Raw genomic sequence first — 14,145 nt, forward strand, 5'->3', positions numbered from 1 at the left:
AATGATCAGAATAATTTATAGGTGAGCCCTAATGAGAATTCAGCGCCTTTGTGATAACTGCGGTAGATGTACTCGCTGCCGTAAAACTTACCGTTTTGGCCGGGACTGGTGTATACCTGCTTATACGCCGGGTCAAAAAGATTTTTAGCAAATCCTTTAATGATCCATTTTGCACCCAGCTTTTGGCTGAATACCAGATCCATGGTTGGCACCGGCCGGTCGTATAGATCGGGTGTGCCGTCCAGTTGTACTTGTATAAGCCTCGGCCCCACTATGTTAAAGCTGGCCGTAATGTTGGTGCCGCTTCGTGTATTGGCATAATCAAGGTAGGTGTTGATGGCATAAGGTGCCTGTTCAAACACGGGGCTGGTTTCGGGCGAACGGCGGTCATTTATTCTTGCGGCATCCAAACGTTCCGGGTTTTTTTGTATGCTGCTTACGTTGAACAAAAGATTGGTTCCAACAAAAAGGTATTTAAGCGGATCCCAAATTTTACCAAGGTCACGACGGGCTTCCATTTCAACGCCGTATACTTTGCCGTTATTGGGGTCATTTTCGTAAATAATGAGCGGAAATTCCGGAGCGGTGGACAGATTGCCCTGTGATGCATACCTGAATACACGCTGTAAAGGGTTTTCAATGGTTTTTGTAAAAACAGAAGCAGAGAGAATCTCGCCAGGGCTGTCAAACCATTCCCACCTGAAATCCGCGCTTTTGGTTAACTGGTTGATCAGGTTAGGATTACCACCGATCACCGCGAACTGAAATGGGTCGAACTCAAAAATATTGGTCAGCTCTCTTAATTCAGGCCTGGCGAGCGAGGTGCTGTAGGCCAGCCTGAAGTTCATGTTCTTTATTTTTGAATAGGTGATGTTTACAGAATAATACGGCCGGTAATTTCTGGAGTACCGGGTATTGGGCATGGTGGTGTTATAACCTACCTTTTCGGTTGGCAGTCCGGTAATGGTATTCAGGTTTAAAGGAACAAATACATTGGCTGTATCTACCTGCGCCCTGATGTCTGTCGATTCAAACCGAACACCTCCTGTTACACGAAGCGCCTCCAGTACATGCGCATCAAGCATGCTGTAAAAGGCACGTGTTTCATAAGTACCTGTGTAATTATTAGGGGCCTTACGTATCTGGTATAAAAACCCACCTGCCATTGGCTGCCCTTCGTTATCATAACGGTCAGGTGCCAGTAAGCCTATATTTGCGGGTGATACCAGTTGATTGATATCGCCTTTTACATTATTAAGTAATTGTGCATTGCCACCGGTAAGTGTTGAACCGGGCAGGCCTAAAATATTCTGTGTAAAATCCCGGTTTCTTTTTAAATAGTTAACACCAAATTTAAAAGCCTGCTGTAGCTTACCCGTTTTGAAAGGTTGCGTAACATCCGCTTTTAAATTATAATTGGTTTCATCCAGTTTGCGGTACTGGCGGCCATTGGGGTCAGCCACAATAACATTATTCAGATCAGAACCGGCTCCATGTACCAATCCGCTCACGAATGAGTAGGTATTGGTGCCGATACCTACACCATTAGGGTCCTGGTACTGTACAGTGCGGAGATTAGCCACGTTGGTAGAGCGAAAATCAGGATCGTTCTGTGAGCTGTTAGAGCTGCTAAGGTTGTAACTCAACTTAGGCGACCACTCCTTGTCCAGTATTTTATGCTCGCCCTGGAAGTTAAAAGTATTGAATTTACGGTACGTGTTCCGTAATTGGTTTACGGTATTATATACCGGATAATTAAGGCCGGTATTTTGCCAGGTACCATTAAGATTACTGCCCTCTGCTTCGGCACCCCGGCTGCCTATATATTGAAATTGAATTTCGTTACGCTTATTGAACTGGTAGGTCAATCCAAGCAAGCCGCCATAATTCAACGTTTTGGTGCCGGTATTTTCGGCATAACTGATGTATTTTCCAAGCCTTGGGTAGTTAGGGCTTATGGTACCGGGAATACGCAAAGGGTTATAAATGGATGGGGAGCCGGTAACAACGCCCTGGTACAGGCTATACTGGTTGCGTTCACCATTATAAATATCAGTAGTGCGCTGGTAATAGTTGGCATTCACAATAACACCCAGTGTATGCCCACCCAATACCTTGTAAGAGTTACCAAAGGATATCGTGTAAACCTGGTTAGGATCGGCCTTACGGTAACTTGTGGTCAGTACCGGATCGAGGCTTTGCATTACCTTGCTTACCCTCAGTGCTTCAGCTTTTAGCGCCGGGCTGTTACGGCTCTGAATGAACAGGTCTTGTATCTGCACCAGGCCTCCGGGATATTGCCGGCTTAAGTTGAGAAAATCGCTGCTTAAATTATGCTTACTGACGTTCTGCCCGAAGAAACCCGGGTCGCCATTATAAAAACTATTGTACTGTCCTCCTAAACCTACGTTTGAGTTATAACCGGTTTGCGCGGTAACCTCGAACACCAGGTGCTCCGGTACCGATTTGGTTTTCAGTTCTATCAATCCGGCAGAGGCATCAGCAGGCCTGTCCGGGCTTGATGTTTTATAGATATTGATATTGTCAAGCAAGGCGGCCGGTACCAGGTCTAAAGGTACGGTGCTTCGCTCCGGGTTGGCCGATGACAGCCTTGCGCCGTTGAGCTGCGCGATAACACTGCGGTCACCCAAGCCGCGAATGGCTACATATTTATCATCCGTTATGGTAACGCCTGTTACCCGTTGCAGCGCCTGGGTGGTGGTAATGCTGGCAGTTTTTTCAATATTCTGTGCCGATATACCATCAGTAACAGCCGAAGAATTCTTGCGGTCGTTAAGCAATACAACCTCATTGCCCGCCCTGCGCCGCGCTTCAATTTTAACTTCGCCCAGTGCAGTAGAAGAGGGTTGTAATTGTATATTTAAAGTGGTTACAGTTGCTGATTTAACGATAACGCTGCTGATCGTTTTAGAATCATAACCAATAAACCGTGCTTCTACCGAATAGGTGCCGGGGTTGATATTGATCTTATAATGCCCCTGAACATCTGTGGGGTATGAACGGCCTGAAACAATAACAATGGCACCTATCAGTGATTCATTGGTTTTGGCGTCATAAATGGTACCTTCTATGACGCCGGGGGGCGGGGGGATGGGTTTCCTGTCTATAGTTACAAAACCATTTATTATACGGTACTGTAACACCGTACGGTCCAGTATTGATTCCAGGGCATCTTTAACGGTAATGTTATTAACGCGGATAGAAACCTTTTTGTTTATCGACTTTAATAAAACATCATCAAACAAAAAGTTAACCTTACTGAGCTGCTGTATCTTTTTCAGGCTTTCTTTTACGCTGGCATTTTCCAGATTAAGGTCGATCTTTTGATCAAGAGTCTGACTTTTGGCTGAACTTGCATACAGCATGCTCAGAAAGGTGAGTTGAACAATAAGTACGATAAGTGAACATTTCATAAAAAACAGGATACATTTAGCGGGTTGTGATCCTTTTTCGATAATTTTACACCAGTTATGGTTTATTTTCATTTTGAACATAGGCTGTTACTCCCCTAAAGCAAAAATGCTGAAGGGTTAATTCGTGAATAAGCCGCAAAGGGGTTCCAATCCAGAGGCTTTTACTAAAGAATTGCCGCTCTGTTAATAGCAGGGCGGTTTTTTTGTGTAAGTATGTTTACATATATGTCCTTTCTGCTGTTGGTTAATTTATAGTGATTTTTTGACCGTCAATACGGTAGGTAAAATGCGCCATAACGCTTAAAGCTTCCATAATGGAGGTGACCGGAGTATTCGCTACAGTTAACCGGGTAGTTACCAGTAACTCTTTTCTGGAATTGTGCTTAAATGCGATCTTTACATTATACCATCGCTCAATTACCGCGGTCATTTCACTTAAAGGAACACCATCGAACACTAAATGGCCGTCTTTCCAATCGGTAATATCATTAACAGGCACCGGGTTTGTTTTAAAAGTTTCATTGTTCCATACACACTGTTGGCCAGGCTGCAGGTGAGCCAGTACCTTAATTTCCTTGCCTTTCAGGCGTTCGATGCTGACCTCGCCGCTTGCCAGCGCAACGGTAACCGGACGATTTTTAAAAGCACTGATTTTAAATGAAGTACCGATGTCCCTCGTCTGCAAGTTGCCGGTGCGAACAATAAAGGCTTGTTCAGGCTTGTGTTTAACATCAAAAAAAGCTTCACCATCCAGGTTGATATCCCTGTTATCGCTTTCAAAATTCTCCGGGAAACTTATCTTACTTCCGGCACCCAGATACACAACCGAGCTGTCCGGCAGTGTGATCACAGATCTTTTGCCATAAGGGTTAACGATCTGGCGCATCCTGACAAGCCTGTTTTCAGCAGGTTTGCTTTGTTTTTGTGTGATAACCAGAATCAGGCTGATGATAACAGCCGCGCTTATACTGGCATAACGAAATAAATCAGAACGAAAAATGCTGAAAACGTTGCTGTCTTTTGCATGCCCGATCCTTTGCTGCAGCTCTTTGTACAATTCCGACAATTGTAGGTCACTCAGGTCATCCGTTGCCTTTGTTGCATCCCATCTCTCCTGCAGCACTTCATCAAATAAGCGTTGTCCTTCGGGCGTATTTAAGGCATGTAATACCTCTTGCCTTTCGGCCTCACTGCATTCGTGGCTTAAAAATCTAATAATTGATTTTTTGCTTATGGGTTCTTGCATACCTCGTTTCTTATTGAGGTAAACAGGCAAAATGAATGGGCGTACTAATGCAAATGAAAAAAAATATTTTTATGTAAAAATCCGGGAAGCAGGCCGTTTTAGTAATGGTCTGCTACCTCTTTAAAACCGTCAGCAGGGAAATAACCGGAAGGAGCAGTGTGGCGAATTCGTTAAGATGCTCACGGAAATATTGCAGGGAAGCACTTACATGGTTCCTTACCGTGTGTACTGAAAGGTTTAAATGATCCGCGATCTCGGCATAGGACATATTTTGTTCCCGGCTCATTTTAAACACTTCTTTACGTTGCGGACTTAGTTGATTTAATTTTTCCTGGTAATATTGTTGAAGCTCTTTACAGTTCAGTGCATGATCCGCAGTTCGCGCTATTGGTTCAAAAGATTCCGCAAGATTAGCAAGAGGTGAAATGATAATAGCTTTTCTTTTCCAGTTGTTATATAAAGCGTTCCTTATTGACTGGTAAAGATAGGCGTTGAGGTCGGTCTGAATCACTATTTCACCTTTCTTCTGCCACAATCGAACCATGACATCCATAGCAAGTTCTTTTGCCGTTTCGTCATCTCTGACAGAGGATTTGGCAAAAGCATGGATCTTTCTAAAATAGCGAAAAAAAAGAGCGTCATAAGCCTTAATATCATTTTCCCGGAATTTCTCTAAAAGAATATGATCTGGTAAATCTTTATAAGCCATCAACGTTACTTTTTACACCAAACAAAAGTAAAAAGCGAATAATACCTATGTATTAATGATAGGTTAATCATTTATTAATTAAACCCGTTTGATGCTGTTAGCGGCATTTATAGTCCACAAACCATTTGTAGTAATTGGTGAAGGGAATTTTTAGAAAAGTCAATCTGAATATCTCAACAATTATTGCAGGCCGATATTGAATAAATACAGCCATGCTATAAAAAATACTTGTTCAGGAACTCTAAACCATAAGTATTTCAATCCGGGGCCAGTATTGTCGGCCTGCTCGTAATTAACATTTTTTATCGCAGCGTAAATATTGGCAGGCAGTATTAGGGTATAAAAAACTATCAGTATATAAACTGTATTTGCACGGCAAAACGGAATAAGCAGCGCGCAGCCAAAAGCTATTTCTGCCAGGCCAGTCAAATAAACCAGTGGCGTTTTATATGGAATAAACGATGGAATCATCATAGCCATGCCCTTGGTAAATTTAAAATGGCCAATTGCGGTAAAAAGTAGCATAGCACTCATGGAAATGTTTGCTGCCAGCATCAAATTCAGCCCCGCAGGGGTTAACATCAATACACCTGATGTTGCCAAAAAAACAGATATTAAAACGATTAGTGGTTTCATGTTGCTTTAATAAAGCACAAAACACGTTAATATTTCTCAGCCGGTAAATGATGTATGTTAGTTTCGTGCATAGCGTTTACGAATTCGGCTTAAACTTTCAGGCTGGATGCCGAGGTATGATGACAAATGCTTTACAGAAATACGGGCTACCATTAACTTGTTGCTATCCAGTAGCTTTGTATATCGTTCTTCTGCTGTAAGTGATTGCATATCCATTTCTTTCCTTAGCCTGCGGATGTATTGAGCTTCTGCTATTTTCCTGCCTACTCTTTCTAAGTCCGCGTATTGCTGGTATAATCTCAATAGGGCCAGGTAATTGATTACAATTACCTGCATATCTGTTAGTGCTTCAATATTTACATTGCTGGGTTCGCTTGTTATTAAAGAATAGTATGCCGTTGTAAATTCAGCAGGCCACTGAAAATCAACGGTAAATTCTTTACCGTCACGGCTAAAGAAACTTCGGGTACACCCTTCGTTAATAAAATAGATGTTTTTTTCAACTCCACCCTCGCTGGTCAGGTAGTCGCCCTTCTTTAAAGTTTTCAGCAGTAATATCTCAGCTAATGCAGCCCAACAATCCTCATCCAAAACCTGCATGTTGAAAATTGCATTACGAAAAGATGCGAGATCATGTTGCTTGTTCATTGGCTTTAACTCAGCGTTTAATTCACCACTAAAGTGCGAATTAAACATTTGGCTTTGGCTCAATAATTTCAGCAAATTTGTTCAATGTTTTGACGCGGCCTTACGGTTTGCTAAAATTTAAGTGCCTGTGCAGCAACAGCGCCGATGCCTTTGGCTGGCGAACCACAACAGCAGTAGTTAAGCTTAATAAATAGATATTTTTATTAGTAACAAAGGCATTTCATAACATTAACCCAAAGGACATAGATTCGAGTACATTTTCCCGTTCAGGGGTTCACCATATCTCAAAATACCGCGCAACGTTCCATATGGTAATAAATACCAATAAAATTAATATCAGTTCCATAAATAATTAAAAAAGCAGGTAGGCGTTGCCTACCTGCTACCCTACATCACACATCCTACCGCTAAAATTCTTTCCTGGGTGCATGTTTCCTTGAAACAAGTACCACTACGTTGGCAATCACCAAGCTTGAAATTAAAACTACCATACTACCTCTATTATGTAATTAGGTAAATGCAATTGCTATACCAGCGGCTTTTTTAAGTTAAAACCTATGTAAAAGCGGGGAAAATATATTGTAAACTATATCAGTTGGGGAATTTGCTTCCCCGTTTCGTGTAAACACAGCCATTGTTTTATCACACAGGTGATCAATATTGCTTAATAGTTTATTTGGCTCGGTTTTAGAATGTGTATTTGTAAACAATAACATTACCCAATGAGAGTACAATGGAGCAGCAAGAAGGATGAGTTTAACCTGCCTGATTTTATACCTAACGAATTATTGAACGAGGAGCGCGCGATAAATAATTTAGGCCGCTGCCTGAAAACTATTGACGAAGCCGGCGGGATGCGTATTGACGAAATAGTGTGCAACATACTGGGCCTGTCATCAGAGGTGCGCCTGGTAATGAACGACAATACCTTTGCCGATCTGCTTAAAAATTACCTGCGCCTTAAGGGATTGCTGAACACCAAATCAAACTAATAAATATATTATTGTAAATACTTTACTTTTTTGATGAGCTGATTTTAGGGAAACCTATTAACCAATTAAAAAGCCTCTCCATTTAATTGAAGAGGCTCTCTGGTTTAAACTATCGTGATGTCTTACGGCACTATCTGCCACAATTCCGCGTCGTACTGGTTTTCAAACCATTGCTCCAGCTTGGTGCCGGGTGTTTGATTACTTTGCGGTACGTTTAGAGCGAACAGGCTGCGGCGGTTGATCAGCTTAAAGTAGCCGTTGCCCATATCCTGTACACGCCATTGCTGGGCTATGTTGTTGTTATCCGTCCATTGTATCAATATATTTCCTGCCGATAATGATCCGCCGGCGTTATCCAGGCATAAATTTGAGGCTGCCGACTTAATCTTGTAATAGCCATTGCCCAAACTGGTGAACACCCATTTTTGCGCAATGTTGCCGTTGTCTGTGTACTGTTGTATCTGCTCTCCCGGGGTACTGCTGCCGCTGGGCACATCAACACATTGCGAGGTTACTTTTGATTTGATGCGATAGGTGCCGTTGGCGATCGGCATGGCATAAGCTGTACCTACGGATGGCGACGGGATAGGGATACCTTTTTCTATCGGGATGCCAAAATAAGGTATATCACCATCCCAGGCGAATTGCTGTGTCATGATGCGCCTGTCCCAGCCGGAGCCATCTGAGTTAGCGGCATGGTACACTATCCACCACTGTATATTGTCGGGCGATTTAACGAACGAGGCATGGCCCGGCCCGTAAACGTTTCCAAAGCGTGAAAACGCCGCGGTAGATTGCTTTACCCATGATGATTTTACCATCAGGTTGCCATTGGTGCATGTAATGCGGCCAAGGCAATAGTCATTCGTCCAGCTACCGCTGGCCGAATAAATAATGTTCACTGTACTACCGCTGATGAGGGATGTTGGCCCTTCGTTTACGGTAGGCGTGCCTACCTTTTCCCAGGCGTAATCCGGGCGGGATATTTCAACCCGTTCGCCGGTAATGGTGTAGGGGTTACTCATTTTAGCGATGTATAAGTATTGCGAAACATTGGTGGTACCTTCCCAGCCCGACCATACAAAGTATTGCTCACCATTGTAATCAAACGGGTGCCCGTCAATAGCCCAGCGGTCGGTAGCCGGGGTGAGTTTGGCTTTATAGGCGTAGCCACCCGCAAGCGGATCGCCGGAGTTGGTGCCGCCCTCAAGCACATACATGCGGTGATTGTCGTTATTGCCGTTGTCGGCAGCAAAGTAAACATACCAGTGGCCGCCGCGGTAATGCAGCTCAGGCGCCCACAGGTTTGATGAATACCCGGTGCCTGCCGGAGGCGTAAAAATGTATGTTTTAGTTTGCTGCAGCAGGTTTTGCAGCGTGGCAGATTTGGTGATGTACAGCCGCCCGCCGTCTGATCCGCAGTAGTAATAAAAACCACCTATGTGGATAACCCATGGGTCATAATAGCTGCCATTATCAACTGAGGGTAGCGCGTTGGTGAAAATAGGCGATGCGGCAGTTTCTTTCTTGATAGTGTCGGTGTCGGCTGGGTTATCAGCGGGTGTCTCTTGTTTTTTACAACCTGCCAATAAAATAGTGATCACAGCCCACAGCATGAGCATAAGTCCTGAAAGTTTTTTCATGATAGATAGGTATAGTTAATAAAATTGGTTATAGGTTAAACGGCGCATTTAAGTATTGGGTTTCACTTGTTTGGGTTTTTTGTTAGTGGAGGAGCTGTTAGAGATGAATCATCGGTGTAAAAACAAAATAAATAATACTATAAATTGCTAAAAAAATTAGATATTTTTTTCTCGTGTAAATATTAAATAGCTATAATTGTCACATTGTATAAAAAGGATTGAATAGAATATATTTATATAGAATGACACATGTTAAGAATATACCGCATATTCTTAAGCACGGCATTACTCATCAAAATTCACCCAATAAAAATCCTGATTATGTACAAATTGGATTTCCTGGTTTAATTACAAAACGAGAGAAAGTAATTGTGCTGGGTAGGAATAAATTGAGTGATTACATCCCATTCTATTTCGGTTATCGTATGCCGATGTTATATGTAATTAAGCATGGAAACAACAGTGCGACCTATAATATGAATTCAATATCTAATGAAGATGTTGTATATTGTATAACAAATTTAGATCAGATTATAAATCATGGTTTAGGTTTTGCATTTTCAAATGGACACGCTTTAAGTGCTTTTACAGATTTTTTTAATGTTGAAGATGTTGGAAAATATTCACAACACAATTGACCATGAAGCCATAGGTGTTACATATTGGAAAGACGATAATGATCTCGATTTGAAAAGGCGAAAAGAAGCGGAATTTTTATTGGAAGATGATTTGCCTGTTAGTGCGTTGTTAGGATACGCCGTTTTTAATGACGCCGCTAAACAAAAATTGATAGCGTACGGAATTCAGGAAAGGGTGATAGCTGTAAGACCACAATATTATTTTTAGTATGATTAGATATATTGAAGGGAATATATTAGAAAGTAATGCCGAAGTTTTGGTAAATACCGTAAATACTATGGGTATTATGGGTAAAGGCCTTGCTTTGCAATTCAAAAAGGAATTCCCTCAAAATTTTAAAATATATCAAACAGCGTGTAAAGAGGGTCGTTTTGATATTGGTGATTTGGTTGTTACCGAAGAAGATTCTCTGTTATACGGTAAGAAAACTATAGTGAACTTGCCAACCAAAACTGATTGGCGCAAACCATCAGAGTATAGCTATATTGAAACCGGATTAAAAAAAATAGCCGAGTTAATAGCTGCGCGAAACATTAAATCTGTAGCTATACCATCATTAGGTACAGGCCATGGTGGTTTAGATTGGGGCAGGGTAAAAAATATAATCGAGGACATAGTTGGTAATACGGATTGTGACGTGCAGGTATACTTACCTAATGTTGTGATAAAAGAGGTAATGAAAGCCGAACGAGCCAAATTAACACCGGCCAGGGCCATGCTGTTAGCCGTGCTTTTTGATGTTGTAAGGGATGGAGAGTTTGTTTCTGAATTTTCCGCTGAAAAAATAGCTTATTTTTTACAGCGTTTTGGCGCAAAAGATATATTTAAACTAAACTTTAAACCTAATTTTTATGGGCCATATTCAGGCAAGGTGAGGCGTGTTTTATATTATCTTAATGGCAGTTACATCAGCGGTTATAGTGCTATGGATAAAAAGCCCTTTGAAGAATTGGGGCTGATGTTAGAGGCTGAGAAAGATGTACTTGATTATTTAGCAGAGCAGTCTAATTTAATATATCTCAATATAGTTAATAAAACAAAGTCTTTTCTTTCCGGCTTTTATTCCTCATTTGGTTTGGAGTTGCTATCAACAATTGATTTCTTGTCATCCGAGCATAATACGAAGGATATTGAAGTTATTTCTTCTCATCTAACACAATGGAGTAATCGAAAAAAAACCCTTTTCTCGAACGAGAGATTTGTACAACAGGCTTTAACACGATTAAAGGAACATAAACTGGTATAAGGATAGGAACGCTTTCTATAACGAAAGCGTTTTTAGTTATATGATGGTTTGTGTCAGCTTTTCATTGTTATGTTTTAATACAACATACTCGCCTTTTCGCTGTTAAACTTATTCGTATTTTTGTTATAGATGGATTTTAAACTTACCTCTGAATATCAACCCACAGGCGATCAGCCTACAGCTATAAAGCAACTGGTTGAGGGCGTTAATAATGGTGATCAGTACCAAACCCTGCTGGGTGTTACCGGCTCTGGCAAAACCTTTACGGTGGCCAACCTGATAGCTCAAACGCAACGCCCTACGCTGATATTGAGCCATAATAAAACCCTTGCCGCGCAATTGTACGGCGAGTTCAAGCAGTTCTTCCCCGAAAACGCGGTGAACTACTTTGTATCTTATTACGATTACTATCAGCCAGAGGCTTTCATCCCCACAACCAATACTTATATAGAAAAGGACTTGCAGATAAACGACGAGATCGAGAAACTGCGCCTGCGCACCACCTCGGCGCTTATGTCGGGCAGGAGGGATGTGATCGTGGTATCGTCCATATCGTGCATTTACGGTATGGGTAACCCGGAGGATTTTGCCAACTCAGTATTTAAGTTCGCGGTAGGTACACGTATTAGTCGTAACGCGTTTTTGCACCGTTTGGTAGAGATATTGTACGCCCGCACCACGGCCGATTTTAAGCGTGGTACCTTCAGGGTTAAAGGCGATGTGGTTGATATTTTCCCGGCGTATATGGACCATGCCTACCGCATATCCTTTTTCGGTGATGATATTGAGGAGCTAAGCACGTTTGATATCACCAGCGGTAAAACAATCGAGAAGATGACGCACATGGTGCTGTACCCGGCCAACCTGTATGTTGCCCCGCGCGAGCGTTTTCAGCAATCGGTATGGGCCATACAGGAGGAACTGGAAACCCGTAAGAAACAGTTTATAGATGATAGTCGCTTTTTAGAGGCCAAACGCTTGGAAGAAAGGGTGAACTACGACCTCGAAATGATACGCGAACTGGGCTATTGCTCGGGTATCGAAAATTATTCGCGCTTTTTTGATGGCCGCCAGCCCGGTGCCAGGCCTTTCTGCCTGCTGGATTATTTTCCGGATGATTACCTGATGGTGATTGATGAGAGCCACGTTACCGTGCCGCAGATCCGTGCCATGTATGGCGGCGACCGTTCGCGCAAAATATCGCTTGTTGATTATGGCTTCCGCCTGCCTGCCGCTATGGATAATCGCCCGTTAAACTTCCAGGAGTTTGAGAGGCTTGCCCCGCAAACGGTTTATGTGAGTGCCACACCGGGCGACTACGAGCTCGAAAAATCAGAAGGTGTGGTGGTAGAGCAGGTGATACGCCCAACCGGACTGCTTGACCCGGTTATAGAGATACGCCCTATAATTAACCAGGTAGATGATTTGCTGGAAGAGGTGGATCAAACCATAAAAAAGGGCGACCGTATATTGGTTACCACTTTAACCAAACGTATGGCCGAAGAACTGGCCAAGTATATGGATAAGCTGGGTATTAAATGCCGCTATATACACTCCGAAGTAAAAACGCTGGAACGTGTGGAGATACTGCGCGGTTTGCGCCTTGGTGAGTTTGATGTGCTGATCGGTATAAACTTATTGCGTGAGGGATTGGATTTGCCCGAAGTATCACTGGTTGCCATTTTGGATGCCGATAAGGAAGGTTTCCTGCGGTCGGAGCGTTCGCTGATACAAACCATCGGCCGTGCCGCGCGTAATGATCGGGGCAGGGTAATTATGTATGCCGATACCATTACCGATTCGATGCAGATCACGATGGATGAAACCAACCGCCGCCGCGAAAAGCAGATTGCCTATAACACCGAGCATGGCATTACGCCGCGCACGGTAGGTAAATCAAGAGAAGCCATTATTGAGCAAACCTCGGTGGTCGACTTTAAGGGTGGTGTACAAAAAGCCTATGTAGAGCAGGATACCGTTAGCCTGGCTGCCGACCCGATAGTGCAGTACATGAGCAAGCCCGATCTTAAAAAATCGATAGACAACACCCGCAAGGATATGCTCGCCGCCGCCAAGAATATGGACTTCCTGTTAGCCGCCAAGCTCCGCGATGAAATGTTCGCCCTGGAGAAAATGATGGAAGAAAGGTTTGGGGGGAAATAGCGATCAGGCATTGGTCATTAGTCATTTGAAGTTTGTTTACCCTAAAGATCCTCAATGACCAATGATCAATGCCCAATGACCGGGCAGTAAAAACCAACCACCAATCATAACCAAACATTTTTAGCGTTATTAACTTATATTTGCAGGCACAATATTAATTCGCATGGGATTATTACGTTTTTTATTCATAGCGATAGCGGTTTTATACATCGTGCGTATAATAGCACGTTTGCTGCTGCCTATGTTTTTTCAAAAAATTGTTAACAAAGCACAACAACAGGCTAATAACCAATACCGCCAACAGCAGCAACCTCCGCGCAAGCCCGAGGGAAGTATCCGTGTTGACTATGTTCCGCACGAAAAACGTTCATCAGTGCCTGACAGTGAAGGCGAGTACGTAAGCTACGAGGAAGTTAAATAGCTATGGTACCCGAGCAGGTTTTCAGGCGTCGCCCACAGCATAATAATACTCCCGAAACTATTATGCTCATCATCGTTAACTATGTGGTGTTTTCTATATCAACACAATTGTTTGCCATGTGCACCAAAATCAATACTTTTTTTTGGGTAGTGCTTGGCTGTCTTGTACTTTATAACTTTTATATTGTTCGCCGCAACCGCGAAGAGCTCGACCCTATTCGCATCATTGCTTATATAATAAGCCTGCTGGGTATGGTGGCTTTGTTTTTCTTATTCCGCAGCAGGGCAACCCCTTGTTAAACATTCGTTTTAACTTTAATTTACAATCCGGGTCAAATTTTTATTTTTGAGCATTCATACTCATTTAAA

Annotated in this window: 13 protein-coding genes; 7 read left to right on the forward strand and 6 right to left on the reverse strand. The window is 42.7% G+C overall.

Annotated elements, in window-relative coordinates; genetic code table 11:
• Positions 1-5 precede the first annotated feature (5 nt).
• From LJ707_RS11015 to LJ707_RS11035, 5 genes are all read right to left on the reverse strand, one after another.
• Entirely contained in the window at positions 6-3,434 is a 3,429-nt protein-coding gene (locus LJ707_RS11015; RefSeq protein ID WP_228950886.1) for a TonB-dependent receptor domain-containing protein, read from the reverse strand.
• A 244-nt stretch (positions 3,435-3,678) separates the two neighbouring features.
• A complete protein-coding gene (locus LJ707_RS11020) occupies positions 3,679-4,680 on the reverse strand; it encodes a FecR family protein (protein WP_228950887.1) in 1,002 nt (333 codons plus the stop codon).
• 112 nt (positions 4,681-4,792) lie between these two features.
• On the reverse strand, positions 4,793-5,389 hold the full coding sequence (locus LJ707_RS11025) for an RNA polymerase sigma-70 factor (RefSeq protein WP_228950888.1): 597 nt from the start codon (positions 5,387-5,389) through the stop codon (positions 4,793-4,795).
• 180 nt (positions 5,390-5,569) lie between these two features.
• The gene (locus LJ707_RS11030; protein WP_228950889.1) at positions 5,570-6,025 is read right to left on the reverse strand and encodes a hypothetical protein; all 456 of its coding nucleotides are present in this window, start codon (positions 6,023-6,025) and stop codon (positions 5,570-5,572) included.
• Positions 6,026-6,082: 57 nt separating this feature from the next.
• The gene (locus tag LJ707_RS11035; RefSeq protein WP_228950890.1) at positions 6,083-6,673 is read right to left on the reverse strand and encodes a Crp/Fnr family transcriptional regulator; all 591 of its coding nucleotides are present in this window, start codon (positions 6,671-6,673) and stop codon (positions 6,083-6,085) included.
• A gap of 722 nt (positions 6,674-7,395) precedes the next feature.
• On the opposite strand from LJ707_RS11035, the gene LJ707_RS11040 reads away from it, so the two are divergent.
• Complete coding sequence (locus LJ707_RS11040) at positions 7,396-7,665, forward strand: hypothetical protein (protein WP_228950891.1); 270 nt, start codon at positions 7,396-7,398, stop codon at positions 7,663-7,665.
• 122 nt (positions 7,666-7,787) lie between these two features.
• Here the strand turns inward: LJ707_RS11040 and LJ707_RS11045 are convergent, their stop codons facing one another.
• Positions 7,788-9,308 carry a family 43 glycosylhydrolase gene (locus LJ707_RS11045; RefSeq protein WP_228950892.1) on the reverse strand — a complete coding sequence of 507 codons (1,521 nt, stop codon included), beginning with the start codon at positions 9,306-9,308 and terminating at the stop codon, positions 7,788-7,790.
• A 242-nt stretch (positions 9,309-9,550) separates the two neighbouring features.
• Between LJ707_RS11045 and LJ707_RS11050 the strand changes: the two genes are divergently transcribed.
• The 6 genes from LJ707_RS11050 (at position 9,551) to LJ707_RS11070 (ending at position 14,076) form a co-directional block, all read left to right on the forward strand.
• On the forward strand, positions 9,551-9,946 hold the full coding sequence (locus LJ707_RS11050) for a DarT ssDNA thymidine ADP-ribosyltransferase family protein (protein WP_255678878.1): 396 nt from the start codon (positions 9,551-9,553) through the stop codon (positions 9,944-9,946).
• A complete protein-coding gene (locus LJ707_RS20315; RefSeq protein WP_255678879.1) occupies positions 9,918-10,154 on the forward strand; it encodes a DarT ssDNA thymidine ADP-ribosyltransferase family protein in 237 nt (78 codons plus the stop codon). The genes LJ707_RS11050 and LJ707_RS20315 overlap by 29 nt, the downstream gene beginning before the upstream one ends.
• A 1-nt stretch (position 10,155) precedes the next feature.
• Positions 10,156-11,193 (forward strand): macro domain-containing protein, encoded by a 1,038-nt coding sequence (locus LJ707_RS11055; RefSeq protein WP_228950893.1) that lies wholly within the window; start codon positions 10,156-10,158, stop codon positions 11,191-11,193.
• 129 nt (positions 11,194-11,322) lie between these two features.
• Positions 11,323-13,356, forward strand: a complete 2,034-nt coding sequence (gene uvrB, locus LJ707_RS11060) for an excinuclease ABC subunit UvrB (RefSeq protein ID WP_228950894.1) — start codon at positions 11,323-11,325, stop codon at positions 13,354-13,356.
• 163 nt (positions 13,357-13,519) lie between these two features.
• A complete protein-coding gene (locus LJ707_RS11065) occupies positions 13,520-13,777 on the forward strand; it encodes a DUF4834 family protein (protein WP_228950895.1) in 258 nt (85 codons plus the stop codon).
• A gap of 2 nt (positions 13,778-13,779) precedes the next feature.
• Positions 13,780-14,076: a hypothetical protein gene (locus tag LJ707_RS11070; protein WP_228950896.1), complete on the forward strand. Its 297-nt coding sequence runs from the start codon at positions 13,780-13,782 to the stop codon at positions 14,074-14,076.
• The last annotated feature ends 69 nt before the right edge of the window (positions 14,077-14,145 follow it).

Source organism: Mucilaginibacter sp. UR6-1 (assembly GCF_020880975.1).
GTDB lineage: Bacteria > Bacteroidota > Bacteroidia > Sphingobacteriales > Sphingobacteriaceae > Mucilaginibacter.

What these genes read in the sequence shown, in the direction of transcription:
- LJ707_RS11015 (WP_228950886.1), bottom strand. Translation starts at nt 3,434, where the DNA reads ATGAAATGTTCACTTATCGTACTTATTGTTCAACTCACCTTTCTGAGC.
- LJ707_RS11020 (WP_228950887.1), bottom strand. Translation starts at nt 4,680, where the DNA reads ATGCAAGAACCCATAAGCAAAAAATCAATTATTAGATTTTTAAGCCAC.
- LJ707_RS11025 (WP_228950888.1), bottom strand. Translation starts at nt 5,389, where the DNA reads ATGGCTTATAAAGATTTACCAGATCATATTCTTTTAGAGAAATTCCGG.
- LJ707_RS11030 (WP_228950889.1), bottom strand. Translation starts at nt 6,025, where the DNA reads ATGAAACCACTAATCGTTTTAATATCTGTTTTTTTGGCAACATCAGGT.
- LJ707_RS11035 (WP_228950890.1), bottom strand. Translation starts at nt 6,673, where the DNA reads ATGAACAAGCAACATGATCTCGCATCTTTTCGTAATGCAATTTTCAAC.
- LJ707_RS11040 (WP_228950891.1), top strand. Translation starts at nt 7,396, where the DNA reads ATGAGAGTACAATGGAGCAGCAAGAAGGATGAGTTTAACCTGCCTGAT.
- LJ707_RS11045 (WP_228950892.1), bottom strand. Translation starts at nt 9,308, where the DNA reads ATGAAAAAACTTTCAGGACTTATGCTCATGCTGTGGGCTGTGATCACT.
- LJ707_RS11050 (WP_255678878.1), top strand. Translation starts at nt 9,551, where the DNA reads ATGACACATGTTAAGAATATACCGCATATTCTTAAGCACGGCATTACT.
- LJ707_RS20315 (WP_255678879.1), top strand. Translation starts at nt 9,918, where the DNA reads ATGTTGGAAAATATTCACAACACAATTGACCATGAAGCCATAGGTGTT.
- LJ707_RS11055 (WP_228950893.1), top strand. Translation starts at nt 10,156, where the DNA reads ATGATTAGATATATTGAAGGGAATATATTAGAAAGTAATGCCGAAGTT.
- uvrB (WP_228950894.1), top strand. Translation starts at nt 11,323, where the DNA reads ATGGATTTTAAACTTACCTCTGAATATCAACCCACAGGCGATCAGCCT.
- LJ707_RS11065 (WP_228950895.1), top strand. Translation starts at nt 13,520, where the DNA reads ATGGGATTATTACGTTTTTTATTCATAGCGATAGCGGTTTTATACATC.
- LJ707_RS11070 (WP_228950896.1), top strand. Translation starts at nt 13,780, where the DNA reads ATGGTACCCGAGCAGGTTTTCAGGCGTCGCCCACAGCATAATAATACT.